General features: G+C 42.0%; 23 protein-coding genes. 4 read left to right on the forward strand and 19 right to left on the reverse strand.

Going from position 1 to position 25883, the window contains the following annotated elements; all coding sequences use genetic code 11:
• Nucleotides 1–66: 66 nt before the first annotated feature.
• From rmuC to ltnD, 11 genes are all read right to left on the reverse strand, one after another.
• Nucleotides 67–1422 carry a DNA recombination protein RmuC gene (gene rmuC / locus PSF27_RS12970; RefSeq protein WP_272681610.1) on the reverse strand — a complete coding sequence of 452 codons (1356 nt, stop codon included), beginning with the start codon at nt 1420–1422 and terminating at the stop codon, nt 67–69.
• Between the two features lie 107 nt (nt 1423–1529).
• A complete protein-coding gene (locus PSF27_RS12975) occupies nt 1530–2060 on the reverse strand; it encodes a DedA family protein (RefSeq protein WP_206086343.1) in 531 nt (176 codons plus the stop codon).
• Between the two features lie 137 nt (nt 2061–2197).
• Nucleotides 2198–2980, reverse strand: coding sequence for a tyrosine-protein phosphatase (locus PSF27_RS12980; protein WP_206086342.1), 783 nt, complete (start codon nt 2978–2980; stop codon nt 2198–2200).
• Between the two features lie 275 nt (nt 2981–3255).
• A complete protein-coding gene (gene udp / locus PSF27_RS12985) occupies nt 3256–4014 on the reverse strand; it encodes a uridine phosphorylase (RefSeq protein WP_206086341.1) in 759 nt (252 codons plus the stop codon).
• Nucleotides 4015–4281: 267 nt separating this feature from the next.
• Entirely contained in the window at nt 4282–5658 is a 1377-nt protein-coding gene (locus tag PSF27_RS12990) for a GntP family permease (RefSeq protein WP_004914902.1), read from the reverse strand.
• Nucleotides 5659–5668: 10 nt separating this feature from the next.
• Nucleotides 5669–6628, reverse strand: coding sequence for a D-erythronate dehydrogenase (denD, locus tag PSF27_RS12995; protein WP_272681611.1), 960 nt, complete (start codon nt 6626–6628; stop codon nt 5669–5671).
• Nucleotides 6629–6690: 62 nt separating this feature from the next.
• Nucleotides 6691–7458 carry a DeoR/GlpR family DNA-binding transcription regulator gene (locus PSF27_RS13000; protein WP_206086339.1) on the reverse strand — a complete coding sequence of 256 codons (768 nt, stop codon included), beginning with the start codon at nt 7456–7458 and terminating at the stop codon, nt 6691–6693.
• A 12-nt stretch (nt 7459–7470) separates the two neighbouring features.
• Nucleotides 7471–8250: a 2-oxo-tetronate isomerase gene (gene otnI / locus PSF27_RS13005; RefSeq protein ID WP_206086338.1), complete on the reverse strand. Its 780-nt coding sequence runs from the start codon at nt 8248–8250 to the stop codon at nt 7471–7473.
• 11 nt (nt 8251–8261) lie between these two features.
• Nucleotides 8262–8903, reverse strand: a complete 642-nt coding sequence (gene otnC, locus PSF27_RS13010) for a 3-oxo-tetronate 4-phosphate decarboxylase (protein WP_272681612.1) — start codon at nt 8901–8903, stop codon at nt 8262–8264.
• A complete protein-coding gene (gene otnK / locus PSF27_RS13015; RefSeq protein ID WP_272681613.1) occupies nt 8896–10173 on the reverse strand; it encodes a 3-oxo-tetronate kinase in 1278 nt (425 codons plus the stop codon). The genes otnC and otnK overlap by 8 nt, the downstream gene beginning before the upstream one ends.
• Nucleotides 10170–11078 (reverse strand): L-threonate dehydrogenase, encoded by a 909-nt coding sequence (gene ltnD, locus PSF27_RS13020; RefSeq protein ID WP_272681614.1) that lies wholly within the window; start codon nt 11076–11078, stop codon nt 10170–10172. The genes otnK and ltnD overlap by 4 nt, the downstream gene beginning before the upstream one ends.
• 384 nt (nt 11079–11462) lie before the next feature.
• Between ltnD and PSF27_RS13025 the strand changes: the two genes are divergently transcribed.
• The gene (locus tag PSF27_RS13025; RefSeq protein WP_206086334.1) at nt 11463–11852 is read left to right on the forward strand and encodes a YidB family protein; all 390 of its coding nucleotides are present in this window, start codon (nt 11463–11465) and stop codon (nt 11850–11852) included.
• Between the two features lie 219 nt (nt 11853–12071).
• Here the strand turns inward: PSF27_RS13025 and metE are convergent, their stop codons facing one another.
• Entirely contained in the window at nt 12072–14351 is a 2280-nt protein-coding gene (metE, locus tag PSF27_RS13030) for a 5-methyltetrahydropteroyltriglutamate--homocysteine S-methyltransferase (protein ID WP_272681615.1), read from the reverse strand.
• Between the two features lie 108 nt (nt 14352–14459).
• Here metE and metR point away from each other — a divergent pair, with 108 nt between their 5' ends.
• Nucleotides 14460–15416, forward strand: a complete 957-nt coding sequence (gene metR / locus PSF27_RS13035) for an HTH-type transcriptional regulator MetR (protein ID WP_206086332.1) — start codon at nt 14460–14462, stop codon at nt 15414–15416.
• On the opposite strand, the gene PSF27_RS13040 is transcribed toward metR, so the two are convergent.
• From PSF27_RS13040 to PSF27_RS13050, 3 genes are all read right to left on the reverse strand, one after another.
• On the reverse strand, nt 15301–16200 hold the full coding sequence (locus PSF27_RS13040; RefSeq protein ID WP_206086331.1) for a carboxylate/amino acid/amine transporter: 900 nt from the start codon (nt 16198–16200) through the stop codon (nt 15301–15303). The two genes, metR and PSF27_RS13040, sit on opposite strands and share 116 nt — an antisense overlap.
• A 57-nt stretch (nt 16201–16257) precedes the next feature.
• The gene (locus tag PSF27_RS13045; protein WP_206086330.1) at nt 16258–17907 is read right to left on the reverse strand and encodes a Na+/H+ antiporter; all 1650 of its coding nucleotides are present in this window, start codon (nt 17905–17907) and stop codon (nt 16258–16260) included.
• A 258-nt stretch (nt 17908–18165) separates the two neighbouring features.
• Nucleotides 18166–19512 carry an NCS2 family permease gene (locus tag PSF27_RS13050; RefSeq protein ID WP_225820737.1) on the reverse strand — a complete coding sequence of 449 codons (1347 nt, stop codon included), beginning with the start codon at nt 19510–19512 and terminating at the stop codon, nt 18166–18168.
• Between the two features lie 636 nt (nt 19513–20148).
• On the opposite strand from PSF27_RS13050, the gene PSF27_RS13055 reads away from it, so the two are divergent.
• Nucleotides 20149–21834 carry an ArnT family glycosyltransferase gene (locus tag PSF27_RS13055; protein ID WP_272681616.1) on the forward strand — a complete coding sequence of 562 codons (1686 nt, stop codon included), beginning with the start codon at nt 20149–20151 and terminating at the stop codon, nt 21832–21834.
• A 31-nt stretch (nt 21835–21865) separates the two neighbouring features.
• Here the strand turns inward: PSF27_RS13055 and PSF27_RS13060 are convergent, their stop codons facing one another.
• Nucleotides 21866–23062, reverse strand: a complete 1197-nt coding sequence (locus PSF27_RS13060) for an MFS transporter (RefSeq protein WP_272681617.1) — start codon at nt 23060–23062, stop codon at nt 21866–21868.
• Between the two features lie 186 nt (nt 23063–23248).
• On the reverse strand, nt 23249–24001 hold the full coding sequence (locus PSF27_RS13065; RefSeq protein WP_206086327.1) for a sulfite exporter TauE/SafE family protein: 753 nt from the start codon (nt 23999–24001) through the stop codon (nt 23249–23251).
• Nucleotides 24002–24212: 211 nt separating this feature from the next.
• Here PSF27_RS13065 and PSF27_RS13070 point away from each other — a divergent pair, with 211 nt between their 5' ends.
• Nucleotides 24213–24773 carry a helix-turn-helix domain-containing protein gene (locus PSF27_RS13070; protein ID WP_206086326.1) on the forward strand — a complete coding sequence of 187 codons (561 nt, stop codon included), beginning with the start codon at nt 24213–24215 and terminating at the stop codon, nt 24771–24773.
• Here PSF27_RS13070 and PSF27_RS13075 read toward each other — a convergent pair.
• Nucleotides 24770–25432: a hypothetical protein gene (locus PSF27_RS13075; protein ID WP_272681618.1), complete on the reverse strand. Its 663-nt coding sequence runs from the start codon at nt 25430–25432 to the stop codon at nt 24770–24772. The two genes, PSF27_RS13070 and PSF27_RS13075, sit on opposite strands and share 4 nt — an antisense overlap.
• Before the next feature lie 165 nt (nt 25433–25597).
• Nucleotides 25598–25882, reverse strand: a complete 285-nt coding sequence (gene ilvN / locus PSF27_RS13080; RefSeq protein ID WP_047756595.1) for an acetolactate synthase small subunit — start codon at nt 25880–25882, stop codon at nt 25598–25600.
• Between the last annotated feature and the right edge of the window lies 1 nt (nt 25883).

Below are 25883 nucleotides of genomic sequence, written 5' to 3' on the forward strand. Positions count from 1 at the left end.
TGCCTGCTTATCATTCAAACTTTGTAGGAAGTGTAACAGCCTTTGAGGTAAAACCCTATTAGAAGTCTACGATTCAGCACAATTAGGTGAATCTGACCGCTCTACAAGTTGAGGCTCAATAGGTTGTTTTATCTCTACCCCAAGCTCCTTAAAACTTTCCGCTTGGCTAATCAAATTACCCCGCCCTTGAGCAAGACGTTTCATCGCCGAATGGTAAGTATTATTCGCTTTATCAAGGCTGGTGCCTAAAACCTGCATATCATCCACAAATAAACGCAGCTTGTCGTACATTTTTGCTGCCTTATCTGCAATTTCTTGGGCATTTTGCCCTTGTCGCTCATAACGCCATATATTATTAATTGTTCGAACCGCCACTAGCAAGGTGGATGGACAAACTAACATAATATTTTGCTTTATTCCTTCATCGAGTAGCTCAGGGGCTTCTTTCAAAGCCAGCAAATAGGCTGGCTCAATAGGAATAAACATTAAAACGTAATCCAGTGAACGAATTCCTGGTAACTGATGATAATCCTTTCGGCTCAGCATTCGCATATGATTACGAATGGAAGCAACGTGGTTTTTTAATGCTTGTTGCTGCTCATGAGGGTCTTCACTATTGAAATAGTGCTCGTAAGACACTAATGACATTTTGGCATCGACAACCACATCTTTACCTTCAGGAAGGTGGATAATGACATCAGGTTGATAGCGGCTATTATAACCCGTATTAATACTGACTTGGGTTTCAAATTCGCTGCCTTCGCGCAAACCGGAAACTTCTAAGATACGGGTTAGAATAGTTTCTCCCCAATTACCCTGTATCTTGTTATCCCCTTTCAGCGCACGCGTTAGATTAACGGCCTCTTTGGTCATCTGATTGTTGAGCTGCTGCAACTGCCTAATTTCATAGGCCAATGTATGCCTTTCTTTCGCTTCTTCACCAAAACTTTGTTGAACTTGTTGGCGAAAACCATCTAATTGCTCACGAAAAGGCGATAGCATTGCGAGTAAGCTTTTTTGCTGCAGTTCTGAAGCACGACGCTCATTTTGTTCAAAAATACGATTCGCTAAATTTTCGAACTGAGTCGTTAAGCGTTGCTCACTGTTCTGTAAAATGCGTTGTTTTTCTTCGTTAGCAAGCTGATTTTGCTCTAACCGTGTGATGACTTCGCGTAATTCGGCCTCTTGTTCCCGGTTAATGTCACGTTGTGTACGAAGCTCTTGATCAAGCCTGTCATACTCCTCTTTCCACTGAGCAAGATGCACATTTTTTTCATCGCTGGCTGCAAGTTGACGGTAAGCCTGTTGTAGCTCTTGATCTTTGTGCGCGATTTTTTGGGCAATAGAAAACCACGTCGCTAAACCACCGACTAAAATGCCACTCAACGCACCAATAACGGCATATAAAAGAGAGGTATCCACGATTAAATCCTTACTTTACAAAATCTAGTGTAAGGTAATGGGATACTGTATAAGTGTCCAGAGGTAATTTCATTTGCCGCCGTTTATTTGCGAGCCGCTTCGCAAGCCTAGCCTATCCAACTCGCAAACCATTTAAGACCAAGGGCTCCTGGGGCGAGTATGCCAAACGCCCAGATCATCGCAGAGGCAATATTGGCAAGTTGGAAATGGCGTTGAGGCATCGCACAGATCCCTGCAACCAAAGGGACGACGGCCCTCAATGGCCCGAAGAAACGGCCAAAAAAGATCCCCCAAATCCCCCATCGATCAAAAAAAACTTGCCCTTTATCAATCATTTGCGGATTACGGGAAATCGGCCACATCTTGCGTACGTTTTCTTTGTAATGGAAACCAAACCAGTAAGAAAGCCAATCGCCAAAAAAGGCCCCTAACGCAGCAGCCAACCAAATAGGCCAAAAAACAATATTGCTTTCACCAATCAAAGCGCCAAGCGCAAGCAGTATCACTGTTGCAGGTAAAAGAAGTGATAAGAAAGCGAGAGATTCACCAAAGGCGAGAAAGAAAATAATGGGTAGCGCCCATACTTCATGTTCACGAGTAAAATCCGTCACAACGGTCACGATTTCATTGAGCGTCACGGTATATTCCTTCCATCAATGGTTAGATGTATTACAGTAGCGAAAAACGTATAAATCAAGATTAAACAGGACAATAAATTCAGCTGAGTTATGTGCTCATATCTTTATTCACACAACATCAGCCAAAGTAACATCTATTATTCGAGGAAGTGTTGCTGTAAGTCTTCACGTTGTTTCAGCCCTAAGCCAAAATCGGTTTCCAACCACTTATTCACATTACCATACTGTTTTTCAATACTTTTTAAGGCTGTTTGTAGGAACTCTTCACGGACAGAATACACATACTCGAACTTTTTCACGATGCTATCACTCATGGTTTTTGCGTGTTCTTCCAGTAAGTGCTTACGATATGGCGCTAATGTTTCGTTAGTGAGTAAATAGTCTTCCATTACCGTTTCAAGATCAGCACCTAAAGCAAATAAAACCAACGCCGAGCCGACACCAGTGCGGTCTTTCCCGACGGCACAGTGCTGAACAATCCCCCCTTTTTCGGGTTGCTGTAGCATGTTCACCAATTGATGATATGCGGGGTTATTCAACGGTAATAATTCATACAAACGAAACATAAAGGCTTGTGGATCAAACTGTTCCAATATTTCTGGCGTGAGCTTATCTAAGTTTGCTGTCACTTCTTTGGCGAGCGGGTTTGCTGGAGCATGGACATAATGTGCACCTTGCCAAACAACATCAGGCTTAGCAATGATTTCAACTTCGTCCCGATAATCAATAATTTGGAAAAGATTTTGTGATTGTAAAACCGACTCATCATCCTGAGTTAAGCGATCTAATGCCCCTGAACGGAACAGCACGCCAGGTTTGATTTTATTGCCATTTGATAGTTTTTTCCCACCTAAATCGCGGAAATTAATCCCCCCTTTCAGTGGAAGGACGGAAGGGTGAAGGTAAGGTGTTGTTGACATAATGATTCCTTTTTGCCCACAGCACACGTCTAAGTTGCAAATAAAGAAGATGCAACCCAAACGATTAAAGGGCACATAATATTGATAATTGTTTTTATGACAATAACAGATCTAATGAATAAGAGGATCACGTTATTTTCTGGAAATTCATTACAAACTGTTAAAAACTTGGCAGGATTATGATTCAAATAAATAATTTGAAGGGCAAACTAAGCCCGCCTATTGCCTTTCCACAACCGAGTGAATTTTAAATAGGCGAGCCAGTAAATCATTGATTACAGTAAACGACGTGCCGCTTCAACAACAATACTCAGCACATTACCTTCTGTTTTCTTCAGTAATGCTTCATTTGGGATTTCTTGTTGTGTACGATTAACAATCACCCCTGCAACCATACCTGCACGTAAGCCTTTGCTGCTTGAGCACATGGTCAGTAACGTTGCTGATTCCATTTCATAATTCATAACGCCCATGTCTTGCCACTCTTTCATTGAGCCTCTGAAATGGCGCATTACACGACCAGTATAGGTATCATAACGCTCTTGGCCTGGGTAGAAAGTATCTGAAGAGGCTGTTACACCAACATGAACCGTTGCACCCGCATCTTTTGCCGCTGCAAATAATGCATTAGTACAATCAAAATCCGCCACTGCTGGGTATTCAAGTGGCGCAAAGTGCTGGCTCGCACCATCTAAGCGTACTGCACCTGTGGTGACTAATACATCACCCACATTAATATCTTCTTGGATTGCACCAGTTGTACCAATACGTAGGAAAGTACGGATACCTAATTGCGCGAGTTCTTCAACTGCAATAGAGGTAGATGGGCCACCAATACCTGTTGAGCAAACAATAACAGCTTTACCATCGAGCTCACCACGCCACGAAGTATACTCACGTAATGACGCAAGGTGTACAGGGTTATCCATCAGACGTGCAATTTTTTCAACACGGTTAGGATCCCCAGGAACAATCGCTACGGTTGCACCCTGTAAGTCACTTTTCTTTAAACCTAAGTGGAAAACGTCAGACATATCAAACTCCTTTACACAATGGCATCATTGAATTAATTAGCTACTATTAATATAGCGATAAGCACAAGTTAATTTAGTGACGAGTATCTCTTTTAATGAAAACATCATCATTTTATTTTCAATAAAACGTGATTTTAATCACAAAATAAAGGTGCCATATTGAGAATATGTTTAAGATGCAATCAGTATAGATGAATGTACCTGATTATCGAAAAAAAGCGCCTGTAAAGGCGCTTTGGATTGGCAGGTAAAGCTTAAAGTACAATTTTAGAGAATTACATCAAGGACAAGGACGCCAACTAAACCAATCGCCCACGCTATTGTTGTAGGTATAGACCAAACGATCATTTGTTGTTTTACGTCTTTAATCCCCATCATTCTGTTCACAACCCAATATAGGCTGTCGTTGAAATAACCGAAGAACAGAGACCCCATTGTTGCCGCTTGCGCCGCAACCAATAAGTTAATATCGGGTATTTGGCTGATGATTGGTGCAGATATGGATGCTGCTGTGATCATCGCTACCGTGCCAGACCCTTGAATTAAGCGCACTAATGTCGCGATAATAAAAGGAATTAGTACAGGTGTAATTGGTAAGTTTGCAACGTGCTCAGCAAGAATATTACCTGTCCCACTATCACGTAATACTGCGCCTAACGCACCACCAGCACCTGTCACTAACAAGATAATCCCAGCGGCTTGTAAGCCTTCTTCCATACGGTCGATGACTTCTTCTTTTGTTGCTTTTGGCATTAATGTGTATACCGATATCAACACACTAATTGATAAAGCAATAATTGGCGCGCCTAAGAATTCAAATGTCTGAAAATACCAATTGCTTTCCATTCCTTGGAATGATTCAGTTTTTAAAATCAAGCCATTAATTGCATTGATAAAAATCAATAAGATTGGCGTGATAATCGGTAGTAAAGATAAAAATAAGCTTGGTAATGGTTTGTTTGCTTTTTCTTCCATGTAACGTGCATGAACTTCTTTCAGATCTTCACTGCCCGTTTCATCTGGCATAAACTCAGGATATTTAGTTCCTAACCATTTTGCATAAAAAACAATTCCGATTACACAAGGAATAGCGAGGCTCATTCCAGCCAGGATCATCGCCCCAACATCGACACCAAAAATACCAGCAACGCCTAAAGGGCCTGGTGTCGGAGGAACTGTATGGTGCGTAACAACTAAACCACCAGCCAGTGCAACACCTAAGGTTAATATGCTGCGCTTACCATTTTTCGCCAGCGCTTTTGCCAATGGATATAAAATGACGAAAGCGGAGTCAACGAAGATAGGGATACTGACAATATAGCCCGTAATTGCCAGTGCCCACTCCTCACGTTTTTTCCCTAACCATTTGATAAAGCTATAGGCGATTTGTTCAGCAGCACCTGAAACTTCCAGCACCCTTCCCATCATTACCCCGAGTCCGATAACAATACCGATGCTACCAAGTGTTGACCCAAAGCCTTTTGTAATGACTGTCACTGTCTCCGCTGCTGTTAAACCACCAGAAACACCCGCAATTGCCGCGGCAATGAGCATTGCCAATAACGCATGAACGCGCGTTCGTAATACGAGAAAAATCAGAACGAATATGGCCACCGCGAGGCCAATAACAGGAATATAGGACATAGGCTATCTCCTAATTAGACGAGCCGTGGTGGGTGATAAACGAACGGATCGCATCACCAAACGAGCCATCTGCACGGAAACCTAAATCCAATGCACGGCTAATATCAAATTTGCCTGGCCAACTCGCCACAATGCGATTAATGGCTTCATCGGGCTCAAAACGGATAAGATCAACCGTTTCTTGACCTGCAACATCACGCAATGCGTCAATCATTCCCTGAACCGTGACGGTGATGCCTGGCAAATTCACTGTCCGTGACTGGCCAAATTTTTCCGCAGGAATACTCACCGCATGAATAAAATTGTTAATCACCGTTTCTGGGCTTGATAACCATAATGCTAAGTCAGGTGAAACTGGACAAACGCTCTCCATACCATTTAATGGCTCACGAATGATGCCACTGGCAAATGAAGAAGCGGCTTTGTTTGGTACTCCAGGGCGAATACTAATTGTTGGCAAACGCATAACCCGTCCATCTATATAGCCTTTACGGGAGTAGTCATTCACCATTAACTCACACATCGCTTTTTGCGCGCCATAAGACGACTGTGGGTTCACAACACACAGATCAGTGATCACATCAGGTAATTGCCCACCAAAAACAGCTAATGAGCTGGTGAACATAAATTTAATTGCAGGGTTCTTCTCACGAGCAGCTTCCAATAATTGGCGCGTTGCTTCGAAGTTGACTTTCATGCCTAGGTCAAAATCGCTTTCAGCATGGCTGCTCACAATAGCTGCAAGGTGGAAAACCACATCCGTTTGCGCATCAATCAGTTCATTAGCTGCGCCAGTCTGGGTTAAATCCAACGCGACACAGGTCACTCTCGCATCTTCAACTGGCGATGTAGGGCACTGAATATCGGCTAAAACAAGGTGGTCAAATTTTAAACCCTGGCTATTTTTAAGCAAAGCAGCGGCTAGCTGCTGGCCCAGAAAGCCTGCGCCACCAGTAATAATAACTTTCATTGTAATTCTCCTTGCTATAGCCTTTTTCTGGCTATGCAGTTCTAGGTAAGATTATTTATGTTTTATGTCTTTATTAAATGAAGTTTTATGTTTTGTTCTGTTATCCGTTGCACCACATCGATGGGTAATCGATCATCACAAACAATGTCGTGCAACTGATTTAGAGGGCAAACACGGAACATGCCATACTTGCCAAATTTGCTACTATCTGAAACCAACACACAGCGTCGGCTTACATCTAGTAGCGTTTGTTTTATCTGTACTTTTTCCTCATGAGGTGTTGAAACACCATGTTGCAAATCCCATGAGCTGGTACTGATAAACGCAATATCCACATTCAAGGTTTGCAACATCATCGCGGCGGTATTCCCAACGCAAGAATGATTGCGTTTGTCCACTTGCCCACCTGTGTGGTAAAGGTTGAGCTGCGATTTATCCATCAAATACTGCATGATAGAAAAATCATTAGTGACAATCGTTAAATTAAAGCGTTCACCAAGGACACGAGCGATTTCAAATGTTGTCGTCCCCGCATCGAGGTACACAACTTGCCCATCCTCAACTAACGAACTGGCAAACTGGCCAATTTCACGCTTATGACGGTGATGCAATCGCGCCTTTTCACTCCAAGGTAGTTCTTGACGCAACACATCATTTAACTTAACGCCACCACTGATACTGAGCACCTTCCCTTCTTCTTCTAGCATCCGAATATCACGTCGTACGGTCATATGAGAGACATTCATAAGCTCAACTAAGTCACTGATCGACACAGTTTGGCGCTCATGTACGTAACGGTAAATAAAATCACGACGCTCAGAAGGGAGCATAGGTTCTCCTAATTATGAATCTGCTTGTTTAAGCCAGCCTAACCCATCTTCGGTACGGCCTGCAGGATGATATTCACATCCTAACCAGCCGTCATAACCCATTTCATCCAATTGTTTGAAAATCCAAGGGTAATTCACTTCGCCACTATCGGGTTCATGACGGTAAGGGACTGACGCTATCTGAATATGACTAAATTTACCCCATAAACGTTCGATTGTTTTCAATAAATCACCCTCCATAATTTGGCAGTGATATAAATCCAACTGGATAAATACGTTTTCACGATTAATTTCAGGTAATAATGCTTCAGCTTGCTTTTGAGTCGTTAAAAAATACCCAGGCATATCACGGGTATTGATTGGCTCAATCAGTACACGGATCCCATGCTCCGCCATCACATCCGCAGCATGTTGAATATTTTTGATGAAACACGCTTTTTGCTGTTCTAATGTGACGTTTTCATTCACTTTCCCCGCCATTGCATGCACTTGTTTACAACCCAATGCTTTCGCGTATGTCAGAGCCGTTTGTACACCTTCGGCAAATTCAGCCTCACGACCTGGAAGAGATGCCATGCCACGCTCGCCCGCAGCCCAGTTACCTGCAGGCATATTGAACAATGCCTGCGTTAAATTGTGTTTTTTCAGTTCATTCGCAATTAAATTGGCATCTTCTTCATAAGGAAAAAGATATTCAACGCCTTTAAAACCTGCATTCGCTGCACTTTCAAAACGTTGCATAAAAGGCACTTCGTTAAACATCATGCTGAGATTTGCTGCAAACTTAGCCATTTTTTGCCTCCTTACTTTTGTGGATAACGACTCTCGAGCAACTCGACTTGCTCTTGCGTTAATGTCGTGAAACCGTGTGGGCGCAATGTGATATATAAGCGAGCTGTATCTTCTAGCTCTTCTGCATTAAAAAATGCTTGTCTTAGTGTTTTTCCACCCACCACAGGTCCATGGTTAGATAGCAAAACCGCATTATGCGTCGGTGCTAATTTCGCAATTTCCTCACCAATTCGGTCGTCCCCTGGTGGCAAATACTCAATCAATGGCAGTTTCCCCACACGCATGACGTAATAAGGCGTAATCGGGGGCAAGCAATTTGCGGAATCTAACCCAGCTAAGCACGAGAGCGCAGTAAGCCACGGAGAGTGTAAGTGAACAACAGCTTGGCAATCAGGACGTTGCTGATACATTGCCATATGCATAGACACTTCTTTTGTTGGCTTATCACCATCAATCCAATTTCCATCGGCATCTAGCTTACTCAGTTTATTTGGATCTAAATCCCCAAAACTGGAATTTGTTGGTGTAACAATAATGCAGCCATCAGGTAGCCTAGCGCTTATATTTCCTGCTCCACCGCTGCTATATCCACGGTTAAACATTGACTTAGCCCAATCGACTAACTCTTGACGCAGCGCCTTTTCATCACTCATTAAACATCTCCTGTGCGAACTGGAAGAAATTTTCTTGGCCAAAGTTGCCTGATTTCAATGCTAACCAGTTTCCGCTTGCTAAATCTTGTACCCAAGGAACGCCTGGGGCGATCGGTGAACCAATACTTAATTGCTCGATACCAAGGCTTTGAACGACTTTGCCCGACGTTTCACCACCCGCGATAATAAACGTGTTAAACCCTTGCGATTGAAGTTCCTTCACCACTTCACCAAATACGTTTTCTACTGCACTGCTCGACGCTACAGCGCCATATTTTTCTTGTGTTTTCTTTAATAATTCAGGTGGCTGAGTCGCATACAGTAATGGTGCTAAACCTGTCGATTGCTGCTCTTGAACCCAAACTGCCAATGATTTTGCATACGCTGGGTTATTTAAGCACTCTCCAACATCCAACGCTTTTGCAGGCGCAATTTGCTGATAAGCTTGTACTTGCTTGTTTGTCATAACAGAGCAACTACCTGACAAAATGACTGTTTTCCGAGCTAAGCCAGTCGGTTTTTCCCCTCTGGTGGTGTTACCACCCCACACACATTGGCTATCAATGTTTGCCAGTGCAGCGCCTAAACCAGAGCCGCCAGTGAGTAATGGCATTGTTTTCACTGCACTCGCGATGGGTAATAAATCATCCATGGTGATCGCATCGACAACCGCATAACTCGTGCCTTGTTCAGCAAACGCAGCTAGCTGTGCACTTATCGTGTCGTGACCCTGCTGTACCTCTACCAGTGAAATTAAGCCCGCTTTCCCTTTCGACTGTTTCTCCATAACGCGCAATAAATTTGCATCCGTCATTGGTGTCACAGGATGATGTTGCATCCCACTTTCGTTAAGCAACTGACCATTAACAAATAAATGGCCATGAACAACAGTTCTGCCATTGATGGGTAATGCAGGGCAAACTAAGGCTAAATCCGTCCCCAATTGTGCCATTAATGCATCAGTGACAGGACCGATGTTGCCTTTTTCTGTCGAGTCAAACGTCGAACAGTATTTAAAGAATATTTGCTGGCACTGCGCTTTTTGTTTTAGCCAGTTACACGCATTGATTGAAGCACTCACTGCTTCATCAACAGGACACGAGCGACTTTTTAAACTGACAACAATCGCATCAACATCATGAGGTACAACGGTATTTTCATCAGGTTCGTTCAATAGTTGAACGACCTTCCAGCCGTTTTGTACCATAAAGCCCGCAATATCGGTCGCACCGGTAAAATCATCGGCGATTACGCCTAACTTCACTGTCATGCTTTTTTCTCCGGTAAAGTAATTCCTTTAAATGTTTTAATCACTGCGCTGTCATCTTGCAGACCAAAGCCTTCGTTACTCGCAGAAATAAACATTTGATGGGCAGTCGCGGCGAGAGGAAGCGGGAAGTTTAACGCTTTCCCCGTTTCCATCACTAAGCCTAAATCTTTCACAAAAATATCAACGGATGATTTTGGTGTGTAATCCCCATCTAATACGTGCTGCATACGGTTTTCGAACATCCAAGAATTCCCTGCCGCATGCGTGACAATGTCATACATCACATCAAGGTCGATACCCGCTTTTGATGCTAGCGCCATACTTTCTGCTGCTACAGCGATATGTACACCCGCGAGTAATTGATGGATGGTTTTTACCGTTGACCCTAAGCCAACCTCATCACCAACACGATAGAGACGCTCAGAAATGGCATCAAAGACAGGTGATAACCTTTCAAATAAAACGGGTTCACCAGAAGCCATTATGGTGAGTTTGCCTTCAGCCGCTTTAATCGCACCACCTGAAATAGGTGCGTCCACCAATGATAATTGGTAACTTGCAAGGCGTTTTGCAATTTGTTTAGTTTGCTCAGCAGCTAAAGTGCTGTGTAAGACAATGATTGTCCCTGGGCGTAGTTGTTCAACAAGTGGCTTATCCCCAGAAAATAAAATAGCTTCAACTTGGCGGCCATTAACAACCACGAGCAATAACGCCTCTATTTCCTGAGCAAATTCAGCGGCATTTTGCCCTACAGCTTTTGCCCCAACACGAAGTAAGTTTTGACAAGCTTCTTGGTTTAAATCAAATCCATAGGTTGGAATATTCTTTTTTATTAGAGATTGTGCAATGCCCATCCCCATGGAACCAAGGCCAATAACGCCAATATTATTAACGAAATTTCCCATAATGACCCCTGATGTTGTTAATCTTCGTGACTGTTGTGAATTCTCACACAACAAAATTCACAAACACATGACCAACATCACATTGCCAATAATATAAAAAACAATCAATTTCGATATAACACATTGATATAGAACAAATAAATAAATTCACACCTCATGAAAATCATTCACACAAATGTGTGATAAAAAATGTGACATCGGTTGTGCTTATTTACATCCTCCATAAGCTCAATCACATCACCTTGTTATATCGGGTTATCTTAAATGCATCATTTTCATTGACCTGAAAAATAAATTAATCAAAATAGCCGACTACAATTTTTCAAATAATGCTCCATACTATGAGTGAGAGCATCAAGTGACATGTTACCTAGGAGTCAAAAAATGGGGCTATTCGATCAAATGTTAGGGATGGTTGCAGGTGATAAAATGCAACAATTTCAATCCGTTATTAATTGGATTGAAAACCAAGGTGGCCTTTCTGGTGTCGTTGATAAATTTAACGAACAAGGCTTAGGTGGCATTATTACGTCGTGGATTAGCGAAGGGGCGAATTTACCGATTGATGGAAGCCAATTAATGCAAGTGTTTGGCAATGTTAATCTTCAAGAGTTGGCTCAATCTGTGGGCTTAGATACACAATCAACATCAGATTTAGTGGCTAAATATCTGCCCCAACTGGTTGATAGTGCAACACCAAATGGTGAGCTTCCTGAAAACCTCGATTTGGCTTCTATTGGTATGAATCTGTTGAAATCTAAATTATTTGGTTAACCCGTTAACCAACCTGTATACGCAAAAAGGCAGGTTTCCCTGCCTTTGAGGTTGTTGACAAAGCAGGATAAAAGCGTCGTTTTTCCTGCTTTGTGTTATCAGCCGAAAATCAATGAATTGATTTTCCTAATTTATTTTCAAAACCCATCCAACCTGCCGTCAAACCTAATCGGTTTGTCAGCAGTCTTAAAGACAGGTTTCCCTGCCTTTTATTACGCTTTAAGATGAGTGCTCATTTCTTAGCAATTTCGCGGCTTCAACCATGTTGGCTAACGCTTGACGGGTTTCCGTCCAGCCGCGGGTTTTCAGTCCGCAGTCTGGGTTGACCCACAAACGCTCAACAGGGACACGTTTTTCCGCTTTTCTGAGCAATTCAACAATCCACGCCACATTTGGTACATTCGGTGAGTGAATATCATAGACACCTGGCCCAATTTCATTTGGATAATCGAAATGTTCAAATGCATCCAACAGATCCATATCTGAACGCGAAGTTTCGATAGTAATCACATCTGCATCTAGCGCCGCTATCGAATCCATGATGTCATTGAACTCGCAATAACACATATGGGTATGAATTTGTGTGTCATCCTCAGCGATGGCAGCGCTGAGTTTAAAGGCATCGACTGCCCATTTTAAGTATGATGCCCACTCATTTCGACGCAGTGGTAAGCCTTCACGCAACGCAGGCTCATCAATTTGAATAATACCAATACCCGCTTTCTGTAAGTCATCCACTTCATCGCGTAGTGCCAGTGCGATTTGTTTTGCGATGGTTTCACGGCTAACATCTTCACGCGGGAATGACCAACACAGGATAGTGACTGGGCCTGTTAACATACCTTTGACAGGTTTTTTCGTTAGCGATTGCGCATATTTCGCCCACTCAACGGTAATTGCCTCAGGGCGGCTAATATCCCCAATAATCACTGGTGGCTTCACACAACGCGAACCATAGCTTTGTACCCAACCATTTTGCGTAAATACATAGCCATCAAAGTGTTCACCAAAGTACTCAACCATGTCATTACGTTCAGCTTCACCGTGTACCAACACATCAATATCCAAAATTTCTTGCTCTTTAATCGCCTGTTTGATGTGCTCGCTAATATTTGTACGGTAATAGGTTTTATCTACATGACCTTTTTTGAAATCTAACCGTAGCGTTCTGATTTCACTGGTTTGAGGAAAAGAACCAATCGTGGTAGTTGGCCATAATGGCAAGTTAAAGCGTTTACGCTGAAGCTGTGCACGTTGTGAATATGGGCTGGTACGCTCTGCATCCCCCTCACGAATTGCCGCTAAACGTTGTGCGACGGTGGCATTATTCACTCGAGTTGAGGTTTTACGAACTCGAATCGGCGCACTGTATGTTTCTAACGTTGCAATGTTTGCATCAGTGGGTTGATTGAGTGCTTTACTCAGCAAGGCAAGCTCTTCACATTTTTGTAATGCAAACGCGAACCAGCTTTTCACTTCCGCATCTAAACGCGTTTCATCATTCAAATCAATGGGGCTGTGCAGCAGTGAACAGGAGGTTCCTACCCACACTGAACGTTGACCCAGCAGTGGTTTTACTTGGGTAAATTTTTCACCTAAATCGGCTTTCCAAACATTACGGCCATTAATCACACCTAGTGATAAAATCCAGTCAGCAGGCAGCGCTTGGTGCAGTACTTCAATATCATCTGAACCCGCCACAACATCGACATGTACCCCCTGGACAGCTAACTGTTTGATGATATCTAAGTGATGGCTAACGCCATCAAAATACGTGGTCAACAATAATTTTATGTGGCCTGATAACGCTTGATAGGCCTCTTTGTATGCTTGTTGCCATTCAATAGGTAAATCCAGTACCAGTGCGGGTTCGTCAATTTGCACCCATTCAATGCCTTTTTCAGCTAAGCGCGCCAATATTTGTTGGTAAACTGGCAGTAATTCATTCAGCAACGATAAACGATCAAATGGTTCGCCTTTAACTTTCCCTAACCACAGGTAGGTAATTGGCCCCACAATCACAGGTTTAACTTTGTGGCCTAGCGCAAGTGCTTCATCAACTTCATCAAACAATTGGTTCCAAGATAGCGCAAATTTTTGCCCTTTTTGAAACTCAGGCACGATGTAATGGTAGTTTGTGTTAAACCATTTGGTCATTTCACCTGCTGGCGCGGGAGTCCCTGTTGGTGCACGGCCACGAGCGACTCTAAATAAGGTATCTAAATCAATAGAACCATCTTCATTTTGATGGCGTGGCGGCACGTTACCTAATAGTAAACTGGTTGTCAGAATTTGGTCATACCAAGCAAAATCACCAACGGGTAATAATTCAACACCTGCATTTTTTTGCTGCTCCCAATGGCGAACGCGCAACTCATGCCCCACCGCTAAAAGCGCCGATTGGTTAATTTTGCCTGCCCAATAATCTTCTTGTGCTCGTTTTAGCTCTCTTTTCAGACCGACGCGTGGAAAACCAAGTGTATGATTTATAACAGACATATTGACCCCTTAAAATATTTAGCCGTCTAGATGTTTACACATCCATAATCAACAGGTACTGTATAAAGCACAAGCGCAAATATTTCATTGTCACCGTGAAGGTTTCTCATGATCGAACTAAAACATTTAAAAACATTGCAAGCGCTCAGCCAGTACGGCTCATTAGCGGCTACAGCAACACACTTGCACCAGACACAATCAGCTCTATCACACCAGTTTAGTGATTTAGAGCATCGGTTAGGCTTTCGCTTATTTGTACGAAAAAGCCAGCCATTACAATTTACGCCACAAGGGGAAGTTTTATTGCAGCTGGCACAACAAGTACTACCCTTGGTCAAAGATGCCATTCGCGTCTGTAATGAACCTGGTGTCTGTGCGCTACGTATTGCTATCGAATGCCACAGTTGCATTCAATGGCTAACACCTGCATTGCAACAGTTTAGGCAGACCTGGCCGCAAGTGAGTGTGGATTTTAAATCGGGGGTGACATTCGACCCACAGCCTGAGTTGCTTTCAAGAGAGCTCGACCTTGTGATGACGTCAGATATCCTGCCTGACCAAGGTATTCATTACACGCCAATGTTCGATTATGAAGTGAAATTGATCGTCGCCTGTGACCATCCACTTGCAAAGAAGCCACACATTGAACCACATGATTTGGCGAATGAAACGTTACTGCTCTACCCAGTACAACGAGAACGTTTTGATGTTTGGCGCCACTTCCTGCAACCTGCGGGCGTTTCACCAAATGTAAAAAATGTAGATAACACATTGATTTTAATTCAAATGGTAGCAGCTAAAATGGGAATTGCCGCATTACCCCATTGGGCCGTAGATTCCTTCGAGAAGCAAGGGTTGATTAAGACTAAAACATTGGGGAGTGGCTTATGGAGCCGGCTGTACGCTGCGTGCCGTGAAGGAGAACAGCGCCAGCCAGCTATCGAGGCATTTACTGAGAACGCGACGGATCACGCTGTGGAGAGCCTTTCGTATGTGAAGCCCGCGAAAGTATCCAACGTTTATGCACCCAAAGAGACGCAATTATTAGGCTCGATCCAATGGTAAAACTCAACCAATTAGGATGTTGCTGCCAAATGGCAAAATTCACTAATAGGCCAGCTGGAACCATCATGTTATTCATAATAGCAAGGGTTCCAGCATCAACTTTTGTTGCCCCATAGTTCCACATAAAATAACCAATACCTGATGCAGCAATACCAAGCCACAGCAGTACTCCCCATTGGAGGTTTGTGGTTGGCATCATGGATTTATTACCAAAGAGCAACCAGCCAATCAGTGCCACTAACGTCGCCCCCAAATAGAACCACGAGAAAGCCTGATGTTGAGGAATGGGATGTACCTCCATCAAACGCTTATACCCCACTTGCCCGATAGCAAAAAAGATATTGGCTAACTGCACAAACAATAACCCCAACCAGAATGATTCGCTCAAATGATCATAGCGAATAATTGCCGCACCAATCACCGCCAGCAAAGAACTAAACAAGTACCCTTTGCGCAGTGGCTGCCGTTCTAATAAGTCATAAATTAATGTGACATACAGTGGCGTTAATACCGTAAAAAGTAAAAACTCAGCAACAGTAAGATATTGATAGGCATGGAAAACAAACAGGTACATGATCCCAAGCTGGCAAGCACCCACTAACATGTAAAGTGAAATCACTTTAGCGCCAAATTGACGCCAGCGAAGAAAAGGCAGGAATACTAATGAAGCAAGGCCAACACGCACCAAAACTGAGAACCAGCTGTCGACTTGGCCTGCTAAATATTCACCAATCAAACTAAAAGACGCTGCCCAAAGCAGCGTCGTGATAACAAGTAACCACATAATGCTGTATTCTGTCTCAAACTAAAGAATGCTGAGTAGAATACTCGGTTTTTCGTTTTAATGCTCTTTTTCGATCAGTACCGCTTCTAATAAATCTAAATCGACCAACAAAGATTGTAGTGTCTCATTGCTGATTTTTTTCGTAGCACGCAAGTGATAAAGCTCACCACGCTCTGCACGCAACGCGGTCAAACGGAAACGGCGCTCAAGGTCTTCAATTTGCAAGTTATGTTCAATTTCATCTTGCCCTGCCGTACGACGTCTGAGATAACCTGTCACGCGAGAAGCAACCTCACTGATATCTTCTGAATCAAGTTTTTCGTCCACGTCCGCAGATAAACGCTCTTCCATTTTATTCAAGCTAACGATCGCTACTTCTGCCATTTTAGCCTTCGCCATACGTATTTCGTTGGCATCCGCTTCTTTGTCACCCACTTTGAAATTGCGCAGCAATAACGGTAATGCGATCACCCCTGCAAAAATGGAGAACAAAATCACCCCAGCGGCGATAAACACCAGTTGGTAACGAGCAGGGAAAGGAGAACCGTCGGTTAAAAACAACGGAATAGAGAGCACACCCGCTAAGGTAATCGCCCCACGCACCCCCGCAAAAGAAGCCAGCCACAGCTCACGCACGGTATAATTAGCAAATTGCAGTGGTTTTTTCTTTAGGAACAAACGGCTAAACCTTTTCATCAGCCACAGCCAACAAAAACGCAGCAATAACAAGGCAAAGTAAATAATGGCAACGGCTGCAAACAACATCCATGTCTCAACACTTGGGTCGAGATCTGCTTGAATGACGGAAGTTTCCCATATCCCAGGCAACTGTAGCCCTAACATGATGAAAACTAGGCCGTTAAATACAAATTCCAACATCGACCAAACACTATCCGCACGTAAACGCATTGCGAGTGGCGCATTACGGATCACGCCAGATTTGGTGATAGTCATCCCTGCGGCAACAGCGGCTAAAATGCCAGAAAACCCAATATGTTCTGCAATCATGTATGAAGCAAATGGCAGCAATAGCATGAAAACAATCTGTGTTGCAGGGTCATCACCACTCCAGCGGCTCATTAAACGCAAAGATTTACTGTACAACCATGTCACAATAATCCCTGCAAGTAAGCCACCCACAGCAACTTTAAAGAATTCAATCGTCACGCCAGATGTGCTAAATACCATTGTCCCCATCGCAATGGCAACTGCGAATTTTAATGCCACCAGACCTGAAGCATCATTCATTAATGCCTCACCTTCTAGGACACTCATCATACGTTTAGGAATACGCCCTTTCCCCACAATGGAAGACAGCGCAACCGCATCCGTTGGTGAAAGTACCGCAGCTAGGGCAAATGCGGCGATGAGTGGAATACCAGGCATTAACCAGTAAATTAAGTAACCGATACCTATAACTGTAACCAATACCAAAACCAACACGAGAATAAAAATTTCCCGGCCATTTTGGAAAAATTCACGGGTTGGTGTTTTCCAGCCATCAACAAACAGTAAAGGCGGAATCAATAAAACCATAAACAATTCGGGGTCAAACGTGACATGCAAGCCAAATTGTGGCCAAGCTAATAGTGCACCAATGGCTATTTGAATGAGGGGAAGTGGAATACGAATAGGAAGAATTTTAGCAGCAACCCCTGACACAGAGACAGCTAAAATCAAAATAAGAATAGTAAAGAAAATTTCCATGTTGCCCTTACTGATTAACCAGACGACCAGAACTCAAAATTGCCTGCCGCCGCATAGTAAGAGATAGCACCGTCCAGACCTCGATTATGACAATCAAGCGGTCACGAGTGGAAAAATGGGACTTCCACTTGATTCACCGCCTTATATCTATTCTATCCCTAGCTACCGTCCTATGGGAAAAAAATTTATACTTTGCGATTAATCGAAATAATGCGTTACAAGGCGGTAACAACCCCCGCCTTTTTAATTTAATTACCTTTAAATGGCCAAATCAGCAGCATAAAACGCCACCAAAAGCACAGCAATCACAACAGTACCAATATTCAACTTACGCCATTCACCCGCACAAATGCGACCGATCACTAATGCTGCAAAGCCAAGCATAATGCCCGTTACGATATTGCATGTCAGGACGATAAACACCGCACACAGCAGGCCAGACATCGAATCAACAAAGTCATCAAAGTCTAATTTTGAAACGTTACTTAACATTAACAAACCAACGTACATCAGTGCTGGTGCTGTCGCATAAGCAGGCACTAAGTATGACAATGGCGATAAAAAGAGGATCAGTAGGAATAGCACTCCAACAACAACAGCAGTTAACCCCGTACGCCCACCAGCAGCTGTTCCCGCGGCTGATTCAATGTAAACCGCCGCTGGTGAAGCACCTATCGCCCCCGCAAAAATGCTACTTACGGAGTCAGCGGTTAATGCTTTTCCACCATCAATAATTTGCCCGTCTTTATCTAATAAGTTCGCTTGCCCTGCAACGGCACGGATTGTACCCGTCGCATCAAATACGGCAGTCATGACTAGCGCCAATAAACTTGGCAGTACCATTGGTTGCAACGCACCCATGATATCCATATTAAAAACAAGAGAAAGACCATCGTCACCTAATGACGGTAATTTAAAGAAACCTTGGTATTTCACTGCAGGATCAAAAATTAAACCAATAATTGAGATCGCAATAATGACTAATAACACGCCACCTGGTACACGGCGCTTTTCTAAGCCGAAAATAACTGCAAGACCCGCTAATGACATTAAAACAGGGAAAGAGGTAAATTCACCTAAAGCCACAGGTAGGCCAGCATTTGGGTTTTTAATCACTAAACCCACGCCATTTGCAGCAATCAATAATAAAAACAGGCCGATACCAATCCCTGTACCATGTGCAATGCCCATTGGCATATTACGTAAAATCCAACTACGAATGCCTGTTACAGAAATAATGGTAAACAAGCACCCCATTAGAAATACGGCGCCTAACGCAACAGGGATACTAATTTGCTGGCCTAAAACTAAGCTGAAAGCGGTAAATGCGGTAAGTGAAATGGCACAACCTATTGCCATCGGCAAATTCGCCCATAGCCCCATTAATAATGAACCGAAACCCGCCACTAAACAGGTAGCAATGAACACTGCAGTAGGCGGGAAACCAGCCTGCCCCAACATACCAGGCACCACAATAACAGAATAAACCATCGCTAAGAATGTGGTTAGCCCTGCAATGATTTCACGGCGAACGGAAGAGCCGCGAGCGGTGATCTTAAAAAATGAATCCAATTTGCAGTTGGATGAAGCCTGTTGGCCTGACATGGTGTACCTCTGCTGTTAATGGTAAACGAACACGCTAAAAGCCAATAAGTTTATATGCCCATCTTACTGGCTCATCACACTCCCGCTGACGTAAACGATTACGTATTTCTAAAAACCTTATTGACCGAGAGGAAAAATCCCAATCAAAACAATGGCGCAATCGTTTGGCTTAAAAATAAGAATAGGGCGTATTGTGAGGAGAGCAATTATCGTTCGAAAACGGGCAAATGATCAAGTGTTTTTAGTTTTTTCTCTGCATCAAACTCATTTTCCACCTCGAAAAATAGAATAAAATACCCGATGATAAATACGGCTTTATTAATAATATTTATTATTCTTCACCATTTATTAAAGATAACATTAGGTAAAAATAGCTAATTCAATTTCATATAGACTTTGTTTATATAGCGAGATTATTTTTTTTGATATAATCACTGAATATTTGCTTACAAAACGGTTAGCTAACTCATTATTATTTCATGGTAAAATAGTTTAAATATGTGTTAGTGAATAATATTTTCAAAAAATATAAATATCCGTCAATGAGTAAATATTATTTTTATATATGAGCCAAAAAACTATTAACCGTAGTTATTATTTTATTTTTATCACCGTGAACTAAAGTCTTAAATAAATATGCCAAATAAAAATACACCATCCATCACATTACAACGGGGTGTTTTACTACTTTTTATCAGTTTCCTTGCCCTATATTTACTCCCTGGTATCTATAGTCATAGTCCATGGAAACAAGATGAAAACTACAGCTTTGGTATTATTCAAACCATGTATGAAACAGGGAAATGGTTAGTTCCAACCAATGCGGGTGAGCCTTTTATGGAAAAACCCCCGCTTTATTATTGGGTTGCAACCCTAACCTCCCACTTATTTTCAGGGTTTATGCCACTCTATGATGCGGCACGAACTGCCAGCTTATTTTTTTCAGTCATTAACTTTTCATTTTTTGTGTTCTTAGCTCGCCGCTTTTTTACTGCAAAGGACTTTACTGATATCCGTATTTGGATTGCATTTGCACTGTATGCTTGCGCGCCAGGGATCCTCCGCCATAGCCATGATATGTTTACTGATGTCGCCCTGGTAGCAGGTGCAACAATCGGGCTTTATGGGCTATTAGGGTTGATCCAACAACAAAAAATGGGAATGTCAGCGGTTTGGCTCTGCGTGGGAACAGTGGTAACGATGCTCTCAAAAGGTGTCTTTATTCCTGGAGTCCTGTGGATTTGTCTGCTATTAGCCCCTGTATTTTTAACTCAATGCCGTACAAAACAATTTTGGTGCTATAGTTTTGCGGCTGGATTAGCGGCGCTTATTGCTATCCTCCCTTGGCCAATCATGCTTTACCAGCAACACCCTGATTTATTTATGGTTTGGTTTTGGGAAAATAACATCGGTCGCTTTTTTGGCTTTTCTGTTGAAAAACTCGGTGCAAAAGCAAATTTAACACGTATCCCTGCAGCCGTTTCATTGTTTGCTCTACCATCGGGTTTGTTGGCAGTCGCTTATTTCTTACGCCACCCAATCAAACGCTTAATGACTTCTAACACCTATTTACTCACATTATTCCCGCTCTTAGGCATAGTCTTTTTGCAAATTTCTGCCTCTGGCCGTGCACTATACCTTCTTCCTTTTATCGCACCAATGGCGATTATTGGTACACCTGCACTTTTGGCTATTCCTGAAAAAGTGCTCAATGGGATTTCACGTTTCTCTGCTGTGTTTTGGTCATTCTTAGTCGCATTTCTATGGGTCAGCTATTTCATCGTATTAACGGGCCACCATCAAGAATACTTAACATTATTTAGCCGTTGGCTCCCCATGAGTTATCAAATGCCCTTTTCCACTATCACTTTCATCTGCGGGGTATTGATTACACTGGTTTGGTTCTTGCGTAACCGAATCATTCCAAACCTTTCCCCCGCTTTTCAAATGATGAAAAACTGGGTACTCGGGCTCTGTACTGTTTGGGGAGTGATCTTAACCTTATTTTTGGGTTGGGTTGATTACACAAAAGGTTTTGAAGGGGTTTTTGTCGATTTAAAACAGCATTTAGTAGGCCAATATACAGCTGATGATTGTATGGCCTCTGATAATATTGGAGAATCAGAAGCGCCAATGTTGTATTACTACACAAAAGTTCTACACCAACGACAGGATAAGTTCCAAAAACCAGAGCACTGCCGCTGGTTAATCGTATTATCAAAAGAAGTGAAGCCTGCCCCACAAGGTATGGTACTTTTTTGGCACAACCATCGACCAGATGAATACCGTGAGAATTTAGTCGTTTATAAAGTCACAGAATAAAGTGAAGCGGGTGCTAATTCACCCGCTAAAATTAATATGTCGCTTGCTCAGTAACTTGCGCACTGTATTTCGCTCGGGTAAACCACAAAAAAATAGCCGCAGACAAAATCAATAAAATAGGTAAGCCTGATGGTGAAATTGATGTCGCGACTCCTGCGAGCAGAGGCCCAGATAAGTTACCAATCCCCCACAACATCGCTGCTGCCGCATTCGCAATAATCAGCTCATTCCCTTTAAAATATTGGCCAATCTGCACCAACGCAATGGTATAAATTGCCCCCGCAGTTGCTCCCAATACAAACAACAATACCCAAATTAAATAAGGCTGAGTAATGGTAAATGGTAATAAGAAACTAGCTGCCAATGTTACAACACCACAGATCCGATAGAGTTTCTCCCGATTCATGTGGTCAGCAAGCCAGCCAAAAGGTAGCTGCATGATTGCATCACCCGCTAAAATCGCGCTAATCATCAGTGCAGCCACCGCTTCTGTGTGTCCCATCCCCATCCCATAGATAGGGAACATGGATAAAATCGTGCCATCAAAAAAGGCGAAAAATAATATTCCCTCACAAATTCCAGGCGCAACTTTCACAAACTGGATAATAGAAAAATTTGATTTTTCTGCTGTAGCGGACAATCGATCACCTACTTTTTGATCCATTAATATAAATAACACAACCGAAATCAAATGGATAAGGGTACAAATAAGCAAAGGGGATTTATCTTCTACACCATAATAAGCAATAAAAGAAGGCCCAAGTAGCTGGCTCACAGTAAATACCGTGGTATAAATCGCGAGGATCCGTCCACGTTTGTTTTCAGGCGATAATTCGTTAATCCACGTTTCGCCTAAGCAAATCATGACACCACTGGCAAGCCCTGTTATCAATCGTAAAGGAAATAATAACCAAAGAGGTAGCGTACTTAATAGCGGTAATAAGCTAATACCTGAAATAATGGTGGCAATTAACATCGCTTTGCGCTTGCCTGACCATTGCACAATACGCTGTACAACAGGCGCGATTAAAAACATCCCTAAAGCTGGCGCAGCGGAAATAATACCGATGGTGAGTTCATTCACACCATAGTTATTTAATCTCAAAGCTACCATTGGAATACTTAACCCAATGACGATGCCAATAACGGCAATACTGGTCGTAATCGTAAAAATAGCAAATGAAGGGGAATGTCGAAAATTGTGTAAACACTGATTATCAGAGCTCATTTTGGTATTAATCTAAATACTTAATCAAAGAATTAGATTTTAACTCCATAAAATTAATTATTAATAATATAAAAAACCGCCGCATTATCAATAAACCTAATAATGCCAGCGGTGATTGTAGCATGCCACCTATATTCTGCTATTTATCTTTATAAAATAAATTTGTGTTTTAACGGGTATTTATAATTAAAGAACAAAGAAATATCGATATAACAAGGCTATGCCTGAAACTAAAATCACTAGATTAATAATTTTCAAAAAAGCTTCACGGGTGATTTTTAATGTAATGTGCCTACCCAACCAAGTTCCAAGCAACATTGCTGGACAGAATGCTAATGCAATCAATAAAGTATCAAGGTTAAGGTACACTCCCATAACCAAAAAAATGACCACACGTGTTAGCGTACTAAAACCAATTAGTGTCATTTGGGTGATACGAAAACGCTGTTTATCTTCAATCCGACTGGATAAATACATTGCATAAATAAAACCACCGCTCCCAAATAACGCGCTAAAAACCCCGCCAATCAAACTAAAAGGGACAACGAGCGCTTTTGAAAACGGTTTTTTGTTTTTTTTTGATAAGAAAGCATTTAACACATAACCAATAACAAACAGCCCTAATAACAAAACTAATATATCTGGTCGTGTTTTTAATAAAATCGCTGCGCCAATTAAACTTCCCACTATCATTAGGGGAATAATCCATTTTATTTCCTGATAATCCGCATTTTTTCCATCTTTAAGTAAATTTAATACAGCAGCCGTTAAATCAATTAATGCTAAAATGGGAACGATCATATTCAGAGGTAAATACAACGCGAGTACAGGTGTAGCAATCAGTGCAGACCCAAAGCCCGCCATTCCAAAAACAATATAGGCAAACAACAACGTCGTAAAACAAATCGCCATTTCTGGTGAGAATAATTCAAACGGCATAGCGCTTAACTCCGAAAGTTTTTAACGCCCTCACTATAGTTATTATCAGATTTATTAAATAGCTTTATTTTTTTCATTTTTAAAAATTCAAATCTCTATCAAAAAATTAAATAACGCATTGAAATAGTATGGATAACCAAGAGTATGTGATTTGATTCGCTGAGTGATGTAGAATTAGCACAATAGACCAATATTCAAGGAAAGACACAACATGGATAAAAAAATTAATATAAAAATTGGCCAAAAAATTCGTTTACTTAGACAAGCGAGAAATCTTTCACTTAACGAACTTTCTCGCCTTTCAGGCATATCTAAAGCGGCTCTCTCAAAATTAGAATCTGGGGATTCAAACCCACGTATCGATACATTGGAGTCCATTGCTATAGCACTGCGATTTCCGCTAAGCGATTTATTTACGCGTCAACATGAAGCCTACCCTTATTTTGTAAAATCTACACCGAGCGATGAAAGCGAGTACTCTCAGCAATTTAAATTTCGTATCAGCATGGGAAATATCTCGGAAATCTGGCAGCTAACCATGAAACGAGGCGCAATCATTAATAGCCCTGCTCACATGACGGGAACCCACGAACATATTATGGTTAATTCAGGTTCGCTCATGTTACGCTTAAACAACGATCAAAATATTGTCTTAGAAGCAGGGGATTTTTATGCATTTAGCGGCGATTTTCCACATTCCTACTTATGTATGGATGGTGAACTTCAAGCAACTGTAGTGATGACATATTCACATCTTAGTGATGGCGTTTAAACTGTAACATGCTGTGCATCATAGCTAATACGTAACGTTCCCTTTTTAAATTTCATCGACTTAATTGAAAAATGGCAAATATTATCTAACGAGGCGACATGCGTCCCTCCGCATGGCATATCTTCTGTTTGGTCGATATAGCTTATCCGCATTTCACCATTTTGCTTAATATCAACCTTACGGGCACTTTGTAAACTTTGATTGATAATGCCTTCAATTTCAGCGCCATCAAGTTCTTCAAAAGGGGTTACTTGATTTTCCATCATAGTAAACTCTACTCTTGATTCATCTGGGAAATGATGCCCTTTTTGTGCCATCCAGCCAAAACGACGTAATTCCCAATTTAACAAATGCCCTGCAGTATGAAGCGCAGCATAGCGTCGGCGTTTCTCACTATCAACTTTTGCTATAACCCTTTCCTCAGCATTGAGAGAAGCGCATTCAGGTAAATAAGCAACAATTAACCCATTCAAGTGTTTCTTTATCCGAACACTAAATTCATTAACCCAGGCTGTGTCCGCAGGTTGACCGCCGCCTTGAGGATGAAAAATATTATCTTCAAGTGCAATCCACTCACCCTCCTCATCATGGCCTGTATTAACTAACATTGTCTCTACTTCATATTGATAGGTATTCGAAAGATAGATATTGTTTTGCATCGTTTTTGTTCCCTTTATTCTTCATCATAAACTGAGAAACTATTTATTTATCTTTTGATGTTATATCACTTTCGTTCGTTTTAAGAAACCCCGATTCAACGTTATTTGGCTAAAAAACATGCCCATACCAAAGTATGAGCTTATTTGAAAAACCAAGTTTAAGAATTACTGCAAATAATTTTGCATTGTTTCAAACAGCTGTAAATTATCGCTAAAACGTACTTCCCTAACATCTTCAAGTTTTTCGACTTGATTAATCATTTGCGATAAGCGTTCGTCTTTTTGGACTAATAACCAAATGCGGCTTTCGTCTTTATCTTTAATTGGCATACAAAGAATGCCATCTACGTTAAATGCTCTACGAGCAAATAGGCCACAAATATGAGACATAACGCCAGGGTGGTTACGCACAATTAACTCTAAAGCAATTGGGTGGTGTTCAAGTACCATA

The organism is Providencia sp. PROV129 (genome assembly GCF_028482245.1).
In the GTDB taxonomy this organism is placed as follows: Bacteria; Pseudomonadota; Gammaproteobacteria; order Enterobacterales; family Enterobacteriaceae; genus Providencia; species Providencia vermicola.

Coding starts and splice junctions, on each gene's coding strand:
- PSF27_RS12980 (WP_206086342.1), bottom strand. CDS start 2,980: ATGTCAACAACACCTTACCTTCACCCTTCCGTCCTTCCACTGAAAGGG.
- udp (WP_206086341.1), bottom strand. CDS start 4,014: ATGTCTGACGTTTTCCACTTAGGTTTAAAGAAAAGTGACTTACAGGGT.
- PSF27_RS12990 (WP_004914902.1), bottom strand. CDS start 5,658: ATGTCCTATATTCCTGTTATTGGCCTCGCGGTGGCCATATTCGTTCTG.
- denD (WP_272681611.1), bottom strand. CDS start 6,628: ATGAAAGTTATTATTACTGGTGGCGCAGGCTTTCTGGGCCAGCAGCTA.
- PSF27_RS13000 (WP_206086339.1), bottom strand. CDS start 7,458: ATGCTCCCTTCTGAGCGTCGTGATTTTATTTACCGTTACGTACATGAG.
- otnI (WP_206086338.1), bottom strand. CDS start 8,250: ATGGCTAAGTTTGCAGCAAATCTCAGCATGATGTTTAACGAAGTGCCT.
- otnC (WP_272681612.1), bottom strand. CDS start 8,903: ATGAGTGATGAAAAGGCGCTGCGTCAAGAGTTAGTCGATTGGGCTAAG.
- otnK (WP_272681613.1), bottom strand. CDS start 10,173: ATGACAGTGAAGTTAGGCGTAATCGCCGATGATTTTACCGGTGCGACC.
- ltnD (WP_272681614.1), bottom strand. CDS start 11,078: ATGGGAAATTTCGTTAATAATATTGGCGTTATTGGCCTTGGTTCCATG.
- PSF27_RS13025 (WP_206086334.1), top strand. CDS start 11,463: ATGGGGCTATTCGATCAAATGTTAGGGATGGTTGCAGGTGATAAAATG.
- metE (WP_272681615.1), bottom strand. CDS start 14,351: ATGTCTGTTATAAATCATACACTTGGTTTTCCACGCGTCGGTCTGAAA.
- metR (WP_206086332.1), top strand. CDS start 14,460: ATGATCGAACTAAAACATTTAAAAACATTGCAAGCGCTCAGCCAGTAC.
- PSF27_RS13040 (WP_206086331.1), bottom strand. CDS start 16,200: ATGTGGTTACTTGTTATCACGACGCTGCTTTGGGCAGCGTCTTTTAGT.
- PSF27_RS13045 (WP_206086330.1), bottom strand. CDS start 17,907: ATGGAAATTTTCTTTACTATTCTTATTTTGATTTTAGCTGTCTCTGTG.
- PSF27_RS13050 (WP_225820737.1), bottom strand. CDS start 19,512: ATGTCAGGCCAACAGGCTTCATCCAACTGCAAATTGGATTCATTTTTT.
- PSF27_RS13055 (WP_272681616.1), top strand. CDS start 20,149: ATGCCAAATAAAAATACACCATCCATCACATTACAACGGGGTGTTTTA.
- PSF27_RS13060 (WP_272681617.1), bottom strand. CDS start 23,062: ATGAGCTCTGATAATCAGTGTTTACACAATTTTCGACATTCCCCTTCA.
- PSF27_RS13065 (WP_206086327.1), bottom strand. CDS start 24,001: ATGCCGTTTGAATTATTCTCACCAGAAATGGCGATTTGTTTTACGACG.
- PSF27_RS13070 (WP_206086326.1), top strand. CDS start 24,213: ATGGATAAAAAAATTAATATAAAAATTGGCCAAAAAATTCGTTTACTT.
- PSF27_RS13075 (WP_272681618.1), bottom strand. CDS start 25,432: ATGCAAAACAATATCTATCTTTCGAATACCTATCAATATGAAGTAGAG.
- ilvN (WP_047756595.1), bottom strand. CDS start 25,882: ATGGTACTTGAACACCACCCAATTGCTTTAGAGTTAATTGTGCGTAAC.